This window comes from Leeuwenhoekiella parthenopeia (assembly GCF_020782115.1).
GTDB lineage: Bacteria > Bacteroidota > Bacteroidia > Flavobacteriales > Flavobacteriaceae > Leeuwenhoekiella > Leeuwenhoekiella parthenopeia.
The window spans coordinates 79,021-97,093 of the sequence record NZ_JAJGMW010000014.1 but is presented as its reverse complement, the minus strand read 5'-3'; the positions used below and the strand labels follow the sequence as shown (position 1 = coordinate 97,093).

Here is an 18,073-nt window from a genome sequence, read left to right as displayed (position 1 = left end):
CAAATTATGCAGTATACACATTCTATACTTATAGACCTTCCCCTGAAACAAACCATTGCAAAAATGGATAGTCTCGAAAACCTAAAAAAATGGCAGGATGGTCTGGTTGAGACCACCGTGATCTCGGGTAAATTTGGAGAAGAGGGCGCCAAAACACGCCTTAAATACGATTTTGGTTCCCGTAAAATGACACTCCTAGAGACCATCATTAAAACCAATATGCCCCACGAGCTTGTAGCTTCTTACACCACAAAAGGCGTCTACAATGAGCAACACAACCGCTTTAAAGCTACCGATGACGGCAAAACAATCTGGGAGTCTGATAGCACCTTTAAGTTTGAAGGATTGGGGATGAAACTGGTAGGTCTTTTGTTTCCCAAAAGCTTCGAGAAGCAATCTTTAAAATATATGAAAGCCTTTAAAGCTTTTGCAGAAGGTAATCCAACCCCTTAACTATGGAAAAAATAAAACTTATTTGGGATTTTAGAGGCGCAGATGCGCATCAAATCGCTGAACACCATGTAAAACATCTTCAGGAATATGCTGCTGCAAATGGCCTGAATGAACATGCAACAGGAGTTGAAAAAAGGAGTCCTTTGTATAGTTTGGCATTTTTTGTAATAGAAAAACAAAATATGCCGGCAGTGCGTGACGCTTTGCGACCGCACCGCGGCGAATTTATAGATTAGAACGGGGATTTTCCTAAAAGGCTCAATTAGAAAGGCTCATTCCGTTTTTTCGATTCTACCGAAAAAAAACTTTGATAGGTAAGCTCCTTTTTTATCTTTGCGCGTGGTTTTTGAAAAAGCCCTGATAATTAGAAACAAAAACGCCTTTAAAGGCAAAAAAACAGAAGAATGAAAAAATTTATTTTACCTCTGGTAGTATTTTTTGTGAGTTTGAGCGCAATGGCTCAGTCTAAAGTAGGTACTATAGACAGTGATTTGGTTATCGCCAGTCTTGATGAAGTGGCACAGGTACAAAAAGATCTTGAGGCTTATGGAGCCGATCTTGACAGACAATTTAAAGAACTGGTAACCAAATATCAAAATGCGGTTAAAGCCTATCAGGATGCTGAAGCAACAGCTACAGAAGAAGACAAAGGCAAAAAGCAGGAAGAGATTGTGGAAATGGAACAGGATATTCAGCGTTTCAGACAAAATTCTCAGGGCCTGATTCAAATTAAGCAAAACGAATTGATGCAGCCGCTTTACCAAAAAGTTGGTCAGGCACTTGACGCTGTTGCACGCGAGCAAAACTACACTCAGGTGCTTACGCTTAACGCCGGAGTTGCTTATTTTGACCCTGCACTGGATATTACAGATGATGTAGCCAAAAAACTTGGAGTTACCCTTAAAGCAGGTGAAGAAAACGGAGGACAGTAGTTTTTCCGATATTCTAAAAAGCTAAAAGACCGCGGTTGCGGTCTTTTTTTTGGCTTGGTATTCAGATTCAACCCAAATAAAAAATCCGCCTCTGATGATAAGGAGGCGGATTTTTTATTTTATAGAATCAGATTAATTATCTGCTGTAATTAGGAGATTCTTTAGTAATAGTCACATCGTGCGGATGGCTCTCATGAATACCACTGGCGGTTATCTTAACAAAGCGACCGGTTTCTTTGAGGGTTGCGATGTCTTTCGCCCCGCAATATCCCATTCCGGCTCTGAGTCCTCCGATAAACTGGTGAACACTTTCATAAAGTTCGCCTTTATACGGTACACGCCCTACAATACCTTCCGGTACCAGCTTTTTAATATCGTCTTCCACATCCTGAAAATAGCGGTCTTTAGAACCGGTTTTCATAGCTTCAACAGAACCCATACCGCGATAGGTTTTATATTTTCGACCTTCATAAATTATGGTTTCTCCGGGAGATTCTTTAGTTCCTGCAAGCAGGGAACCCAGCATTACGCAATCTGCACCTGCCGCAATCGCCTTGGGAATATCACCGGTATAACGTATACCACCATCTGCAATCACCGGCACTCCGGTACCTTTTAAGGCAGCCCCTACTTCAAGCACTGCGCTAAACTGTGGGAAACCCACACCGGCAACCACACGTGTGGTACAGATTGATCCGGGGCCAATACCCACCTTGACGGCATCTGCACCGGCTTCAACCAAATATCTTGCAGCCTCTGCGGTCGCGATATTACCCACAACCACATCGAGTTTTGGAAATTTATCCTTCACTGCCTTTAAAACTTTAACAACACCCTGAGTATGCCCATGTGCCGTATCAATTACCACAGCATCAACCCCGGCATTTACTAGAGCCTCTACACGTTCAACAGCATCAGCGGTCACGCCTACCGCAGCCGCTACGCGCAATCTGCCGTAAGTATCCTTATTTGCAATAGGCTTTTGGGTAAGCTTGGTAATATCTCTAAAGGTGATCAACCCGATGAGTTTGTTATCATCGGTTACCACCGGCAATTTTTCAATTTTGCTTTCCTGTAGAATAACTTCGGCCTGTCCTAAAGAAGTTCCTTCAGCCGTGGTTACAAGATTTTCGGAAGTCATGACCTCTACAATAGGACGCTGATTGTCTTTTTCAAAACGCAAATCACGATTGGTAACAATTCCTACCAGACGACCTTCGTCATCTACAATAGGGATACCGCCTATGCTGTGTTCGGCCATAAGACGCTTGGCATCCTTAACAAAAGCATCGCGCTTCAAGGTAACGGGGTCTATGATCATCCCGCTTTCAGCACGCTTAACGCGGCGCACCTTAACTGCCTGTTGCTCGATCGTCATATTTTTATGCAACACACCTATGCCGCCTTCCCGGGCAATGGCAATAGCCATACGCGACTCGGTTACCGTATCCATAGCAGCAGATACAATAGGCACATTTAAAGTGATGTTTCGGGAAAATTTTGACTGAATACTGACTTCGCGGGGAAGCACTTCAGAGTAAGCAGGGACCAGGAGTACGTCGTCGTAGGTAAGACCTTCTCCTAAGATTTTTGTTTCGTGAGCAGTCATTGCAATTAAGATTTAATTGCGTGCAAATATACTGCTAAATTCTCAAACCTCAAGCACTGTGGGCACTTAATAAAAATTGATTCCTAGTTCGCTGTTTTTATTTGAAATAAGTCTAAATAAATTTGGAAGGTTTGACTCTGGCAGTTATTTTTGCCGGAGTAAAATTATCGATATTCAGTCTAAATAAGATTAATAATGTTCAAACCACTTTCTATCTTACTAACCGCAACCGTAATTTTGAGTTCTTGTTCCTCAGACGACGATGCAGGTAACACAAATCCTACTCTTGAAGTACCGGAAAATTACACCTTCAGCCGCGAAGGGAGCTCCACAGTTGATTTCAACGGACAAACGACACGAATAGCTATGGCCGAAGCCATCTCGTCAAGTCTGCTCGACTTTGACAATGCTACCGAAGCTTCGGTAATGGCGCAATTTACGCACACAGCCGGGGATCCAGATTTTGAAGATGCTGCACTTAACGCTTCCGACAAAAATGTAAGAAGCAAGGTGGCTGCATCTGTAGATTATTTTAACACCAACGCGGTGCAAAGCCAGGCCATAAAAAGCACTTTTGACGATTATATCGCCAAACAAATTTCTGAAGTATTTCCCAACCAAAACATCGTAGCAATTGCCGGAACTGCGGGTCAAATCGCAGACGGAACACGTACCCGTTATGTTTCGGCTACCGGATTAGAATACAATCAGGCTTTTGCCAAAGGAATTCTTGGAGCCCTGATGACCGATCAAATGCTAAACAACTACCTGAGTGTAGCTGTCCTTGATGAAGGTGACAACCGTGCAAATAACACGGCAGGTATTACCGAAGAAGGTTCAAACTACACCACGATGGAGCATAAATGGGATGAGGCTTACGGTTACATCTACGGTGCTTCTCAGGATCCCGCAAACCCCAATGCCACTATTGGTGAGGATGACGGCTTTTTAAATGAATACGTGGGCCGTGTAAATGACGATGCCGATTTTAATACCATTGCCGAAACTATTTTTAACGCCTTTAAAACCGGTCGTGCTGCTATCGTGGCCGGTGACTATGTAACCCGTGACGAGCAGGCTGCAATCATTCGCGCCGAAGTATCTAAAGCCATCGCAGTACGCGGCATCTACTACCTGCAACAAGCCAAAACAAAAATCGCAGCGGGCAATCAAACCGGAGCGTTCCACGGTCTGTCTGAAGCTTACGGATTTATATACAGCTTACAATTTACCCGTAATCCACAAACTGACGCTCCTTATTTAAGTGCTGCTGAAGTAACCGGCTTGTTAGACCAGCTTATGGGCGATGGAGCTAACGGTTTATGGGATCTTACCACAGAAACCATTGACGCCATTTCAGAAAGTATTGCTGCAGAATTTGATTTTACCGTAGCTCAGGCTGCAAGTGTAGACTAGTGATTTACACGCTTTAAAGTATCTTTGCATTCAAAAAAAAATGAAAGTCCATAAATGGGCATAGATTAGAAAAAGAAAAGATGAAAAAAATTATTTCCGTTTTTACCTTAATTGCTCTGGTCAGCTTTATGAGTTGTACCTCAGATAGCACAGATGATTCCGGACAGGGACAAACCGATCAGTTTGACCGTTCTGCGATGCTCGTGAACTGGGCCGATAATATCATCATTCCGTCTTACGAGGGCTTTGATGTTGAAGCTAAAGCGTTGAATGCTGCTGCAGCCGCTTTTGTTGCGACTCCGGATGCCAGTACACTTGGTACACTGCGCACAGCCTGGGAATCTGCTTATTTTTCGTTTCAAAATGTTGAACTGTTTGATATAGGCAAAGCCGAAGAACTTCGTTACAGTTACAGGCTAAACACCTACCCTACCAACGCTACCGAAATCACTTCGGCTGTAGAAAGTGGAAATTACGACCTGGCGCTACCTTCTGCAGTTGATGCACAGGGTTTCCCGGCGCTTGATTACTTGCTTTTTGGATTGGGAGATAGCGACGCTGAAGTTCTTGCTTTTTATACCACAGATGTAAACGCTGAAAATTATAAGAAGTACCTAAGCGATGTAACAGGGAGTATCGAACAGTTAACCGCGACGGTACTGGCCGATTGGAAAAACAGTTTCCGCGGAAGCTTTGTGAGCAATACATCGTCCTCGGCTTCTGGTTCTGTTGATAAACTGGCTAACGATTACATTTTTTATTACGAAAAGCTTTTAAGAGCCGGAAAAGTGGGAATCCCTGCCGGAATTTTTTCAAATGAAGTATTACCACAAACGGTAGAGGCCTACTATAAAGAAGATTTATCTAAAGCGTTATTGCTTGAAGCTCTAAATGCAACCCAGAATTTCTTCAACGGGAAAGCCTACAAGGGTTCGGCCACCGGAGCTTCTTTCAAAGCCTATCTCGATTATCTAAATACCATTAAAAACGGCAGTGACCTTAGTAGTCTTATAAATGCCCAGTTTGACGCCGCACGGGCGAAAGCCAACGCGTTAAACAGCAGCTTTGTGGTACAGATTGAGACCAACAATAATGCCCTGTTGGAGACCTACAACGAGCTGCAGCGCAATACGATTTTAATGAAGATCGATATGTTGCAGGCACTTGACATCAATGTCGATTACGTAGATGCAGACGGTGATTAATGCAAAAGTCAATCTCCAAATATCTTACTAAAAATACAGAGGCCGCTCCATTAGCGGTCTTTCGTATTTTGTTTGGTGTGATGATGCTGTTGAGCATAATCCGTTTTTGGAGCAACGGCTGGATTCAAAAACTCTACCTCGAGCCCGATTTTCACTTTACCTATTACGGCTTTAGCTGGGTACAGCCTTTAGGCAACTTTACCTACGTGATTTTTGGCATTTGTGCCCTTGCTGCTCTGGGTATTGCGCTAGGCTATCGCTACAAATGGTCTGTACTCCTGTTCTTTCTGAGCTTTACCTACATTGAGCTGATGGATAAAACCACCTACCTCAACCATTATTATTTCATCAGCTGTCTGGCATTTTTAATGTTGTTTTTAGAAGGTGGCGCTTATTTTTCTCTGGACTCGTATCGCAGAAAACAAACATTTACCCACATCCCGAAGTGGAATATAGACAGCATCAAACTGCTGCTGGGTATCGTTTATTTTTATGCCGGCCTTGCAAAACTGAACAGCGACTGGCTTCTACGGGCAATGCCACTTAAGATCTGGTTGCCTTCCAAATACGATTTACCGCTTTTAGGAAACCTGATGCAGCAGGAATGGGTACATTATAGCTTTAGTTGGTTTGGCGCGATCTACGATCTCAGCATTCCGTTTTTATTGCTGTACAAACCCACACGTAAACTGGGCTTTGTGCTGGTAGTCATTTTCCACGTGCTTACCCGGGTACTGTTCCCCATTGGGATGTTTCCGTACATCATGATTGTAAGCGCGCTTATTTTCTTTGACGCCGGTTTCCATCAAAAAATCATCCATTTCCTGCGAAAATCCTTCCGCCTAAAAACTCTTGCAACGACAGAACGGGTTTCAAAAATGAGTTCAAAACCAGCGCTAATGGCAGTTGGGGTATTTTTTGTAATACAGCTCCTGCTGCCCTGGCGGTACCTCGCCTATCCCGGCGAACTCTTCTGGACCGAAGAAGGCTATCGCTTTTCGTGGCGGGTAATGCTGATGGAAAAAGCCGGTTACGCTCAGTTCAAAGTGGTTGATGAGCAAACGGGCAAGAATTTTTACGTGGATAACAGTGATTTTTTGACGCCCTTTCAGGAAAAACAAATGAGCACCCAGCCCGACTTTATTCTCGAATACGCGCAGTATCTTGCAGCGCATTTTTCAGCTCAGGGTCATAAAAACCTGGCGGTGTATGTAGAAAGTTATGTTGCACTTAACGGCAGACTGAGTCAGCCATTTATAGACCCTAATGTAAATTTGCTTGATGAGCCGCGCTCGTTTAAGCCCAAAACGTTTATACTCCCTTTTGATGATACCATACAAGGACTTTAAATTTTTCGCTTTGCTTATTGTTTTTTTCGCCTTCGCGAAAACTACACAGGCGCAACAAACGCAGTACAATCTTACCGGCACCCTGACTGCCGCAACTACGGGAGAGCCTATCTCCAATGCCGAAGTATTTTGTCTTGAAATTGGCCGAAAGGTCGAAACCGATGCACGCGGTACGTACACCTTTAACGGATTGTCTGAAGGAAGTTATACCCTAAGCGTCTTTGCACTCGCTTTTGAACTGGCTGAAAAAAGTATCACGCTTTCGGCAGATGCGCGCCTTGATTTTGCGCTCGATCCTTTGGGCGAAAACCTGAACGAGGTTATGATCACTGCCCGCAAACGGAAAATTTTCGCTTTGCGACAACTCAAACCCGTTGAAGGCACCGCCATTTACGCGGGGAAGAAAAGTGAGGTGGTACAGGTAGAAAACCTGACTGCCAATTTATCGTCCGGAACTGCCCGGCAGATTTACGCACAGGTGGTAGGTCTTAATATTTACGAAAATAACGACGCCGGCCTGCAGCTCAACATCGGCGGGCGTGGTCTGGATCCCAACCGTTCGGCGAATTTTAATACGCGTCAAAATGGTTACGATATTTCGGCAGATGTTTTGGGCTATCCCGAGAGTTATTACACACCACCCGCCGAGGCTTTAGAAAGTATAGAAGTGGTGCGTGGTGCTGCCTCTCTGCAATACGGTACGCAGTTTGGCGGACTCATCAATTTTAAACTGAAGCAACCCAACCCCGACAAAAAACTGGAGTGGACTTCAAGGCAAACCTTAGGTAGTTATAATCTGTTTACTTCGTTTAACAGCCTGAGCGGCACGGTAGACAACACCGGCTACTACGCCTATTTCAATTACAAAAAAGGAGATGGTTTTCGACCCAACTCCGGTTTTGATTCCTATAATGCCTATTTGCATCTCGATCAAAAAATCGGCGATAAAACCAAGCTAATTTTTGAAGGTAGTTACCTGTATTACCTGGCGCAGCAGGCAGGCGGACTCACCGACGCGCAGTTTGAAGAAGACCCCACCTTTAGCAACCGCAGCCGTAACTGGTTTGCCGTAGACTGGAAGCTTTTTGCCCTGCGTCTGGAACATGCCTTTTCTAAAAAAACTGATTTTAGCCTGCAGTTATTTGCCCTTGACGCTTCGCGGAAAACAGTCGGTTTCCGGGTAAATCGAGTGAATCAAGCTGATGATTTTGATGAGCCCCGCGATTTGATTGTGGGCGATTTTAAAAACTGGGGCGCCGAAGCCCGATTTCTTACGCGATACAACCTGTTTGGCAAAGAGCATACGTTTTTAGTAGGTAGTAAATATTATCAATCCCGAAACGAAAGTCAGCAAGGTCCCGGAACAACGGCAAGTGATGCTGATTTCAACTTTGCCACGGCAGATTTCCCAAACTACGAGCGTCAGTCAGACTATACGTTTCCGAACCTCAATCTTGCGGCATTTAGCGAGACCATAATCAACCTGAGCGAAAAATTCAGTGTAACTCCGGGTGCCAGACTAGAATATATAAATACACGTGCACAAGGTAGTTTTAAACGTATAAATACCGATAACGCCGGAAATGTGATTCTGGATGAGGATATTGAAGAGGATAGAAATTTTGAACGCACATTTGTTCTACTCGGTGTGGGTATGAGTTATAAACCATCAAAAGCTCTGGAATTTTACGGTAATATCAGTCAAAATTACCGGTCAGTTACTTTTGATGATATTCGTATTGTAAACCCTACATTTCAGATAGATGAAGGTATTACTGATGAAGATGGTTATACTTTTGATCTGGGTGCACGAGGAAGAATAGGCTCTTTACTCAGCTACGATGTAGGCGCTTTCTTTTTACGCTATCAGGACAGACTGGGTATAGTTCTGGAGGAAGAGAGTGATATACTTGTCGTTCAAAGAAGGGGAAACATTGGGGATGCTTCCATTTATGGGATCGAAACGTTTGCAGATTACAACATCTGGGACAGCTTTAGCAGGAATAAAGATTTTAGCCTTAGACTGTTTGGAAATTTGGCACTCACCCAATCAGAATACACTGCTTCCGAAAAAAACAATGTTACAGGCAAACAGGTGGAGTTTATACCGGATGTAAACCTAAAAACCGGAATTAATTTTGGCTTTAAAAACCTCCTGGGAAGCCTTCAGTACACCTACCTCAGCAAACAATTTACTGATGCTACCAACTCAGAACGTGATTTTAGCAATACCTCAGGAATTATAGGAGAAATCCCGGCTTACGATATTCTGGATCTTTCGCTGTCGTATACCTACAAGAAATTCCGTTTAGAAACCGGTATCAACAACCTGTTAGACAACTCGTATTTTGTGCGCAGAGCAACCGGCTATCCGGGTCCCGGTATCATCCCGAGTCAGCCCAGAACCTGGTACGCGACCCTTCAGTTTAAATTGTAATAGTTAACCTTGGGGCAAGCCCGGGAGGCTTTCGTTTAAATAAATTATGAATTTCGAGAAATGCCTTGAGAAATAATGCCTTTTGGCGGTGCCAATTAATGGTAGTTGTGGAAGATTTTTGAAGCCTCGTTGTGCGCCGACTCAAAGCTCATAGGGCGTATGCCACTATCTTCCTTAACCGTATTGAAATAGGAAAGCATCTTTTCGGTAGGCATATTGCCGGTGAGTTCGTCTTTAGCCATCGGGCAACCTCCAAACCCCTGTATGGCACCGTCAAACCTGCGACAGCCCGCTTTATAAGCTGCATCTACTTTTTCAAACCACTTATTGGGCGTGGTGTGTAAATGCGCTCCAAACTCGATATGCGGATATTTAGGAATCAGATTGCTGAACAGATAATCAATAGTTTCAGCATCTGAAGTTCCCACAGTATCTGAAAGCGACAGGATGGAAACACCCATTGCTGCCAATTTTTCGGTCCACTCCCCTACAATCTCCACACTCCACGGATCACCATAAGGATTTCCAAAACCCATGGAAATATAGGTAACCACCTGTTTATTGTGTTTGTATGCCAGGTCAAGAATATCCTGAAGCAAGCCAACAGATTCTGCTATGGTTTTATGCGTATTCCGCATCTGAAAGTTCTCCGAAATACTGAAAGGATAACCCAGATAATCTATTTGGTCGTGCTTAACTGCATCTTCGGCCCCGCGCAGATTGGCGATGATGGCTAATAGTTTGGTTTGTGTACGCGACAAATCTAAAAGGTCTAAAACCGCTGCCGTATCTACCATTTGCGGAATAGCTTTAGGCGATACAAAACTCCCAAAATCTATGGTGTCAAAACCACAGCGCAAGAGTGACTGTATGTATTGCGCTTTTTGCGCTGTAGGGATAAAAGCTTTGATCCCCTGCATCGCATCCCGCGGACATTCTATGATTTTGATTTTTGAACTCATTAAATACAAATTACCCTGAACAATGCCTTAAGGTTTTTAAAACTGTTTTTTAATTTGAGGCAAGCCTCAGCAACTGTATTCCCGATTTTCGGAAAAACAGGAGTTAAAGATACAATTAAAAAAATGTGAGCATACAGCCAGCTAAATCTTCCCGGCCTGTTCTGGTTTAGGAAAGACAAAAACAAAGGTTGAGCCCACGCCCGGAGTGCTTTCAATCTCGATGCGGCCTCCAGTTTGTGCTGCGATTTCCTGGCACAAAATAAGCCCAATCCCATTGCCGGGCTCGTCTTCGGTGCCTTTAACTGAAAAGCGCTTTTGATCAACAAGCACTTTTCTAATTTCTTCCGAAGTCATACCTCTACCCGTGTCTGTAACGCTAATATGGTAAAAGGATTTTTCTTCTTTGAGACCAAAACTGATCTTTCCGCCTGCCGGTGTAAACTTGATGGCATTACTCAGGAAATTGCGCACAATAACCTGCAAAACCTGATAATCGGTTTTAATGATTTGATCCTCTTCGATTTCCCTAACAATTTGAAGATTTTTACGCTTTATCGCAGATTCTTCGGTTTTTAGGGTATCAGTAAGAAACGTATTCAGCTTTATTTCCTGAATGTGAAAATTGAAACCGTTCATCTGAGATTTTGCCCAGACTAAAACTCCAAGAATTAAATTGTTGAGCGTTTCGGCCTGATCTTCGAGCTGCCCTAAAAGTTGTTTAAATTCATCGACGCTAAACTCATTAAAATGCTTGTTTAAAAACTGGGTACTGCTCAATATGGAAGCGATAGGGCTGCGTACATCGTGAGCAACAATTGAAAACAAATTATCCTTCTGCGTATTGATAAGCTCCAGACTGCGGTTATTTCTATTCAAAATCTCCTGCTTCTCTTTCAGCATTTTATTTGCTTCCGATTTATAGCTGTACATATGGTATATAATCAAAAACATAATGAGGAACAAAAACACCAGAATAGCTACCGCCCAGATGGCATAACGCTGGTTTTGCAATTGCAGGCTTTGCAGATTAGCTTCCTGATGTAGGAGTCTGTTTTCAAGAATACGCTCCTCGGTTGCATATTTTACTTTAATATTCTGAAAAATTGTGATTTGCTCCCGATTGTGAATCTCATCATTTAATTTAATGTACTTCTGAGCATATTCAAAAGCTTCCGCTATGCGCCCCTCAGACTCTAAATACTTTTGTTTTGCTTCATATAACCTCAGCGTAACGTATTGATCATTTATTGCCAGAGCCTGTTGCTCAAGCCCCTCCAATGCGGCTGCCGCCAGTTCCTTGTTTCCAAGAACAGTATAACTAAGAGACTTGTAGGATTTTGCTAAAATGGAAAACTGAACCGGAATACGATCAAGTTCCAGGGCCTTATTCAGATTAGCGATAGCCTTGTCATAATCCTCTAAAAAATAATAGACGGTACCCAAATTAAAATACGAAACAGACGACAGGCGTTTATCGTCAAGCTTTTGGGAATAGTCTAAAGAACGCCGCGCATAATACAGGGCACTGTCTAATTGTTTTTTCTCGCGGTGTACCCCGCTTAAATTGGCCAAATACTTGGTGTACGTTTCAAACTGACCCACCGTGTCGAGATAGGTAATCGCCTGCTGAAAATTTTCAAGTGCCTCGTCATAATCCCTCAAATAAAAATCAAGAATACCAAGATTTCCTAAACTTTCACTTATCCCGGTACTGTCTCCGATTTTTTTATAAAAGGGTAAAGCCTTTTGAAATTCTTCAATTGCCTGGGAATACTGTGATTTTACGATATAATAGGTTCCTTTGCGGTTGTGTGCTTTTGCAAGGCCAAGCTCGTATTCATTTTTTTTAGAAAGTTCGAGCGCCTCATCGATGTAGAACAATGCAGAGTCGGGCTTGTAATACAGATACTCATAACCCAGACGCTCGAGAATATGAACCCGGCTCGAGTCTGATTTGGTTTGTGATAATTTCTGTAAGAGTGAATCTATGGGACGTTGCTGTCCGGAAACAGACAGACATAAAACAAGTGTAAAAAAAAGAAATATCTTCCCTTTAGCAATCCTGTGATATGCGTTACAATTGAAATTCACGTAATTTTAAATATGAAAGGGGTCGCTTTACGCTGTTTTAAATTTAGATGAATTTCAACAACTGTGATTATAGTTTCTCTACTATTTTACGATTAATACGTTTAATAAGCGACGGACCCTCATAAACAAAGCCGGTATAAAGCTGAATAAGGCTTGCACCCGCCTCCAGTTTATCAATGGCATCCTGTGGAGAATGTATACCTCCCACCCCGATTATTGGGAATGCTTTCCCGCTTTTTTCAGACAAAAACCGAATGACTTCGGTAGAACGCTGTCTAAGGGGTTTCCCACTCAGACCTCCCATTTCAGATTTTGCTTCAGATTGAAGCCCTTCACGGCTTATGGTCGTATTGGTTGCTATTACCCCGGCGATTTTGGTCTCTTTTACAATATCAATTATATCGAGCAACTGAGAGTCTGTAAGGTCTGGGGCAATTTTGAGCAGAATGGGTTTTTGCTTTGGCTTTGCCGTATTTAGGGCCTGAAGTCCGCTCAGTAATTGCGTTAGCGGTTCTTTGTCCTGTAATTCGCGTAGATTCGGCGTATTGGGCGAGCTTACATTAACCACGAAGTAATCTACATAATCATAAAGGGCTTCAAAACAGATTTTATAATCTTCAAAAGCTTCGGCATTGGGAGTTGCTTTATTCTTGCCGATATTGCCCCCTATCAAAACATGTGTATTCGATTTTAAACGCGCTACAGCAGCTTCGACACCGTCATTATTAAAACCCATTCGGTTTATGATCGCGCTATCTTCTTTTAGGCGGAATAATCGCTTTTTCGGATTACCGGGTTGGGGTTTTGGAGTCAGCGTACCTATTTCAATAAAACCAAAACCAAGGCCATCAAGCTCCCTATAGCGTTTAGCATCTTTATCAAAACCCGCTGCAAGACCCACGGGATTTTTAAATTTTAGACCGAAAACCTCCCGTTCTAATCGCGGATCATTAAGCTGAAACTGATTTTTAAAGATTTTGGTAATTCCCAGCTTGTGCATCAACCCAATGCTCTTAAAACTAAAATGATGAACCGCTTCGGGGTCAAATTTAAAAAGCAGGGGGCGAATGAGTGATTTGTACATAGGTATCGGCTAAAACTGCTCCAAAAATACAGTGCCGCGACTAGAATCAAAAAGAAATACACACATAAAAAAGGCTCCCTGAAGGGAGCCTTTCAAAAATGATATCAAAATTAAAATCTTAGTCTAAAACAATATTTAAACGTGCAAACAAATAGCGCCCGTCTATACCAAACTGCGTAGATCTGCGCGAATACAGAAAACGTCCTTCAGACTGAAAAGCCGGATCTGCCATATCGGGATACACATCAAGCAGGTTGTTTGAGCCAACGGTAATGCGCAAAGCTTTAGAAAATCTATAGCTTGCACTTAAATCGGTCACCACCTTCCCTGAATAAATACGGTCGATACCTTCTTCCACATTATTTGTGGCCTCTTCAACCTCTCCAAAGTAGGTGTTGCGTAAAAACACATTCCACTTTTCACCAATAAAGAGACTGTTTGTTAAACTACCTTTTGTACGCGGTACCGCAGCTTCAATATACAACTCACTGGTTCGGTCAAAATAGGTCTCTGCAAGATCTGCATCACGCACCGGGCCGGGAATATTGATGTTCTCTATGCTTGTTTTTGACAGGGTGAAAGAAAGGGTACTCTTAAGTCTCAGATCGGTTCCGATATCGGCACTATGGTCTGCGACAAAATCAATTCCCCTGGTTTGTGTATCTACCGAATTCACGAAGAAGGCTGCCTGTGTGGCGTTTGCCTGACTGAATAAACGTTGCAATTCCGGGTCTCCATTGGGACCGAATTGACCGGTTAAAACCACGCGATCATCAATATTGATCAAGTATCCATCTACTGTAAAGGAAAGATTTGCATCAGGTATTTTTGCCGTAAATCCGGCAGTGTAGCCCAGAGAGGTTTCTTCTTTTAGCTCTGCTATGTTGAGCACACGGGCAACTCGGGAGGTATTGGAGAAAATACCAACTTCCTGAGGCACCCCATCTACAAATAAGGTAGATGTGGAATTGTAATAAATCTGGTGCAGCGACGGAGCTCTAAAGCCCGACTGGACCGAACCTCTAAGGTTGAAAGTTTCATTAAGCTTCCACAAAAAGGAAGATTTAAAATTTAAGGTTCCGCCAAAATCAGAGAAATTCTCATAACGCAAAGCACCGGTCATACGAAAGGTATCGGTAAAATCTGCTTCCACATCCAGATACCCCGCAACTGAGTTTCGATAGGCATCTACCACGTTGTTCGGCGCAAAACCGGGAAACACCTGAATCCCGCCGGGACGCTGTCTGTTTGGCTGACTTGAACTGCTAAAATTAGCCTCTGCAATTATTGAAGTTGGATCAGTAGGATCGTAAACATTTCCCTGGGTATCATAACGGGCATAAGAAACCTCCTTACCGGGGATGATGTCATAATTTTCCACACGGTATTCAGCACCAAACGCTATACTTAAACCAGACATCACATCTTCATAGAAACGGCTTACGTCCAGGTTTGAAGTGTTTTCCTGATAGCTGTAACCTCCCGCATCTGCTTCAAAGGGTGTTGAATTGAGCAAGGAAGCATTAAGCGAATTGCTAATACGGTAGGTAAATTCATTAATACCGGTATTGTTGCTTAAATCAACATTCCACTCTCCTACTTTACCGCGTATTCCTACTGCAACTGCTTTATCCTTGATATTTGAGTTAATTTCCGGTAAAAACCCGTTTAAATAAACCGAAGTCACGTTACGGGACTGAAACGGAAGACGGTAAAAACCGGCAGCATTACCATTTTTAAAGCCTAATCCCCCAATGAGTACAATTTAAAATCTCCTTCTCCTCCCAAAGGGATTTCAAGATTTCCGAAAAACTGACCTCCGCGCAACTGGGAATTACCCACACGCATATTAAAATCGCTGCGATCAAGACCACGAAATGCTAACTCCTCGTTAGTGTTATCAAAAAGTAAGATGTCTCTAAGTTCAGGGATTGAATTAGCTGCATTTATTTGAGTAAGTACATCTGAGGGAAAACCGGCATCCTGTGCAAAATTCTTTATAGCAGGTATATCATCCTGAAGTGCCAATAAATCAAAGCCTTCATTATTTGCAACACGCTCAATCGAACTGTATCTGTTAAATATTTGACCTTCATAAGAACGCATCCGGTTTGTTGCGCCTCTAAAGTTGAAGTTACCCGTAAAGTTTACAAATCCGCCTTTTTCGCCGATAGGCAAACCATAATTAGCGCCAATATTGATTTTTTCGCCATCAACACTATCGTCATAATTTTCACTGGTGAAGTTTGCACCGGTGGTCATATCTATAGCAAGCTGATTGGTCGCTTTTTTAAGCACAATATTGATCACCCCTGCAATGGCATCTGAACCATACTGGGCAGCTGCACCGTCTCTTAAGATTTCGATACGTTCAATAGCATTGGTTGGTATCGCAGATAAATCTGTACCTACTGAACCCCGGCCAAAAGTACCGTTTGTATTTACCAATGCCGTTTTGTGACGTCGCTTTCCGTTGATTAATACCAAAACCTGATCAGGTCCCAAACCCCGTAATGAAGCCGGAGCAATGTGATCTGTACCATCAGAAATGGTTTGTGGGTTTGATGAAAAGGAAGGTGCGTCGTAGTTCAATATTTCGGTTACCGTAATCTGCGGCGAACTTTCCGCAATTTCTGAAACACTCAGTACATCTACCGGTACTGCCGAGTTTACTGCTGTTCGGCTGGGATTACGGGTACCAATAAGTACAACCTGGTCAAGAGCCACCCCGGAGGTCAGCGTTACATTGAGAACCGGCCCGGTTACACGAAGGACCTGAGTCTCAAAACCCACATAGGAAAACACCAGATTAACCCCGCTGGTTACATCGAGGCTGTAGTTTCCGTCAAAGTCGGTGATGGTTCCTTTATCTGTGCCTTCAACCTGAACAGATACACCGGGCAAGGGAGTAGATTGATCATCAATCACCGTCCCGGAGACTTGAATTTCCTGCGCAAATCCTGTAATTAAAATAAAGCAAGAAAAGAGAATTGTAAACGTGTAGTTTCTTTGCATAATCATAATTTTGTGTTAGTTTAAAATAGAGTAGAATCAAGTTAATCTATTTCTTAAAAAAATTAAGGAATAGTTACTCTTTTAACACAATCACATATTAAAGTAAGTTAAAAAATAAAATTTGGTGTGAAAAATACATTTATAATAGACAAACAACCACTCATTAATCGTTTTATCAGTTATGTAACTATAGACACGCAAAGCGACCCCGAAAGTTCTGCAACGCCAAGCACCGAAAAACAATGGAATCTGGCCCGTAAACTGCATCAGGAACTTTTAGATATGGGCCTTAGCGATGCACGTATTGACGGTAACGGTTACATTATGGCCACCTTACCGGCTACCAGTTCAAAAAAGCTTCCCGTAATTGGGTTTATTTCACATTACGACACCACCCCCGATTTTACAGGGACTAACGTAAAACCAAAACTTATAGAAAATTATAACGGCAAAGACATTATTCTGAATGAAGATCAAAATATTGTCTTGAGTCCGGATGATTTTGAGGAACTCGAAAATTACAAGGGACAAACCCTCATCACTACAGATGGAACCACCTTGCTGGGCGCCGATGATAAAGCCGGAATTACCGAAATTATGGAGGCTGTAAAATACCTGAAAGCCCATCCTGAAATCGAACACGGTACTATTCGTATTGGGTTTACACCTGATGAAGAAATAGGTCGTGGCGCTCATAAATTTGACGTAAAGCAATTTGGTGCTGACTGGGCTTACACGATGGATGGAAGTGAGATTGGTGAACTGGAATTTGAAAATTTTAATGCTGCAGGCGTAAAAGTATTTGTAAAAGGGAAAAGTGTGCATCCGGGTTATGCTAAAGGCAAAATGATTAACAGCATATACATTGCACAGGACTTTATCAACTCCTTGCCCAGACTCGAAACACCGGAGCATACCTCAGACCGCGAAGGTTTTTTTCATTTAAACGGAATCAAAGGCGATGTGGAAGAGACCGTTCTCGAATACATCATTAGAGACCATGATCGAGAGCATTTTGAAGCCCGCAAAGAAGTTTTAAATAATCTTGCCACAGAAATTAACAGTCAGTATGGTCTAGAATTGATTTCGCTTGAAATAAAAGATCAGTATTTTAATATGCGCGAAAAGATTGAACCGGTCATGCATATTGTAGATCTGGCTGAAGAAGCGATGATCGCCGCAGGAGTCGAACCCATCATAAAACCCATTCGCGGTGGCACAGACGGTTCTCAACTTTCATTTATGGGCCTTCCCTGTCCCAATATTTTTGCCGGAGGCCACAATTTTCACGGAAGATTTGAGTATGTACCGGTTGAAAGTATGCTAAAAGCAACCGAAGTTATTATCAAAATAGCCGAATTGGCTGCAAAATAATTCAGACTACACAAAAGCAGATATCAACTAAACTTCTTGATTATTTAACAGATAATCAAGAAGTTAACTAACCTCAACAATAAATTGTCTTTTTTAACTGACTAAATAAGAGCAACCTACCCCTTAGTTGAGCATCTTTACAGCAA

General features: G+C 42.7%; 14 protein-coding genes. 8 read left to right on the top strand and 6 right to left on the bottom strand.

Annotated features, from left to right (window positions below):
- Window positions 1-6: 6 nt before the first annotated feature.
- The 3 genes from LLW17_RS11710 to LLW17_RS11700 all read left to right on the top strand — a co-directional run bounded on the left by LLW17_RS11710 (window position 7) and on the right by LLW17_RS11700 (window position 1,385).
- Window positions 7-453 (top strand): SRPBCC family protein, encoded by a 447-nt coding sequence (locus LLW17_RS11710; protein ID WP_228230449.1) that lies wholly within the window; start codon window positions 7-9, stop codon window positions 451-453.
- 2 nt (window positions 454-455) lie between these two features.
- The gene (locus LLW17_RS11705) at window positions 456-689 is read left to right on the top strand and encodes a hypothetical protein (RefSeq protein ID WP_228230448.1); all 234 of its coding nucleotides are present in this window, start codon (window positions 456-458) and stop codon (window positions 687-689) included.
- A 168-nt stretch (window positions 690-857) separates the two neighbouring features.
- A complete protein-coding gene (locus LLW17_RS11700; protein ID WP_228230447.1) occupies window positions 858-1,385 on the top strand; it encodes an OmpH/Skp family outer membrane protein in 528 nt (175 codons plus the stop codon).
- 136 nt (window positions 1,386-1,521) lie between these two features.
- On the opposite strand, the gene guaB is transcribed toward LLW17_RS11700, so the two are convergent.
- Complete coding sequence (gene guaB, locus LLW17_RS11695) at window positions 1,522-2,994, bottom strand: IMP dehydrogenase (RefSeq protein WP_228230446.1); 1,473 nt, start codon at window positions 2,992-2,994, stop codon at window positions 1,522-1,524.
- 195 nt (window positions 2,995-3,189) lie between these two features.
- Here guaB and LLW17_RS11690 point away from each other — a divergent pair, with 195 nt between their 5' ends.
- The 4 genes from LLW17_RS11690 to LLW17_RS11675 all read left to right on the top strand — a co-directional run bounded on the left by LLW17_RS11690 (window position 3,190) and on the right by LLW17_RS11675 (window position 9,401).
- A complete protein-coding gene (locus LLW17_RS11690) occupies window positions 3,190-4,410 on the top strand; it encodes a DUF4856 domain-containing protein (protein ID WP_228230445.1) in 1,221 nt (406 codons plus the stop codon).
- 80 nt (window positions 4,411-4,490) lie between these two features.
- Window positions 4,491-5,615 carry an imelysin family protein gene (locus LLW17_RS11685; RefSeq protein WP_228230444.1) on the top strand — a complete coding sequence of 375 codons (1,125 nt, stop codon included), beginning with the start codon at window positions 4,491-4,493 and terminating at the stop codon, window positions 5,613-5,615.
- Window positions 5,615-6,964 (top strand): HTTM domain-containing protein, encoded by a 1,350-nt coding sequence (locus LLW17_RS11680; protein WP_228230443.1) that lies wholly within the window; start codon window positions 5,615-5,617, stop codon window positions 6,962-6,964. Before LLW17_RS11685 ends, LLW17_RS11680 begins: the two co-directional genes overlap by 1 nt.
- Window positions 6,942-9,401, top strand: coding sequence for a TonB-dependent receptor domain-containing protein (locus LLW17_RS11675; protein ID WP_228230442.1), 2,460 nt, complete (start codon window positions 6,942-6,944; stop codon window positions 9,399-9,401). Before LLW17_RS11680 ends, LLW17_RS11675 begins: the two co-directional genes overlap by 23 nt.
- Before the next feature lie 95 nt (window positions 9,402-9,496).
- Here the strand turns inward: LLW17_RS11675 and LLW17_RS11670 are convergent, their stop codons facing one another.
- The 5 genes from LLW17_RS11670 to LLW17_RS19000 form a co-directional block, all read right to left on the bottom strand.
- Window positions 9,497-10,363, bottom strand: coding sequence for a hydroxymethylglutaryl-CoA lyase (locus tag LLW17_RS11670; protein ID WP_228230441.1), 867 nt, complete (start codon window positions 10,361-10,363; stop codon window positions 9,497-9,499).
- A 141-nt stretch (window positions 10,364-10,504) separates the two neighbouring features.
- Window positions 10,505-12,454 carry a tetratricopeptide repeat-containing sensor histidine kinase gene (locus LLW17_RS11665; RefSeq protein WP_228230440.1) on the bottom strand — a complete coding sequence of 650 codons (1,950 nt, stop codon included), beginning with the start codon at window positions 12,452-12,454 and terminating at the stop codon, window positions 10,505-10,507.
- Window positions 12,455-12,521: 67 nt separating this feature from the next.
- The gene (locus LLW17_RS11660; protein WP_228230439.1) at window positions 12,522-13,538 is read right to left on the bottom strand and encodes a quinone-dependent dihydroorotate dehydrogenase; all 1,017 of its coding nucleotides are present in this window, start codon (window positions 13,536-13,538) and stop codon (window positions 12,522-12,524) included.
- Between the two features lie 118 nt (window positions 13,539-13,656).
- Window positions 13,657-15,225 (bottom strand): TonB-dependent receptor plug domain-containing protein, encoded by a 1,569-nt coding sequence (locus tag LLW17_RS19005; RefSeq protein ID WP_350355208.1) that lies wholly within the window; start codon window positions 15,223-15,225, stop codon window positions 13,657-13,659.
- A 56-nt stretch (window positions 15,226-15,281) separates the two neighbouring features.
- Complete coding sequence (locus LLW17_RS19000) at window positions 15,282-16,553, bottom strand: TonB-dependent receptor (RefSeq protein WP_350355207.1); 1,272 nt, start codon at window positions 16,551-16,553, stop codon at window positions 15,282-15,284.
- A gap of 141 nt (window positions 16,554-16,694) precedes the next feature.
- Between LLW17_RS19000 and pepT the strand changes: the two genes are divergently transcribed.
- Window positions 16,695-17,927 carry a peptidase T gene (pepT, locus tag LLW17_RS11650; protein WP_228230471.1) on the top strand — a complete coding sequence of 411 codons (1,233 nt, stop codon included), beginning with the start codon at window positions 16,695-16,697 and terminating at the stop codon, window positions 17,925-17,927.
- The last annotated feature ends 146 nt before the right edge of the window (window positions 17,928-18,073 follow it).

Bases quoted from the DNA above. Each gene is read 5' to 3' on its own strand.
- LLW17_RS11710 (WP_228230449.1), top strand. From the start codon at position 7: ATGCAGTATACACATTCTATACTTATAGACCTTCCCCTGAAACAAACC.
- LLW17_RS11705 (WP_228230448.1), top strand. From the start codon at position 456: ATGGAAAAAATAAAACTTATTTGGGATTTTAGAGGCGCAGATGCGCAT.
- LLW17_RS11700 (WP_228230447.1), top strand. From the start codon at position 858: ATGAAAAAATTTATTTTACCTCTGGTAGTATTTTTTGTGAGTTTGAGC.
- guaB (WP_228230446.1), bottom strand. From the start codon at position 2,994: ATGACTGCTCACGAAACAAAAATCTTAGGAGAAGGTCTTACCTACGAC.
- LLW17_RS11690 (WP_228230445.1), top strand. From the start codon at position 3,190: ATGTTCAAACCACTTTCTATCTTACTAACCGCAACCGTAATTTTGAGT.
- LLW17_RS11685 (WP_228230444.1), top strand. From the start codon at position 4,491: ATGAAAAAAATTATTTCCGTTTTTACCTTAATTGCTCTGGTCAGCTTT.
- LLW17_RS11680 (WP_228230443.1), top strand. From the start codon at position 5,615: ATGCAAAAGTCAATCTCCAAATATCTTACTAAAAATACAGAGGCCGCT.
- LLW17_RS11675 (WP_228230442.1), top strand. From the start codon at position 6,942: ATGATACCATACAAGGACTTTAAATTTTTCGCTTTGCTTATTGTTTTT.
- LLW17_RS11670 (WP_228230441.1), bottom strand. From the start codon at position 10,363: ATGAGTTCAAAAATCAAAATCATAGAATGTCCGCGGGATGCGATGCAG.
- LLW17_RS11660 (WP_228230439.1), bottom strand. From the start codon at position 13,538: ATGTACAAATCACTCATTCGCCCCCTGCTTTTTAAATTTGACCCCGAA.
- LLW17_RS19000 (WP_350355207.1), bottom strand. From the start codon at position 16,553: ATGCAAAGAAACTACACGTTTACAATTCTCTTTTCTTGCTTTATTTTA.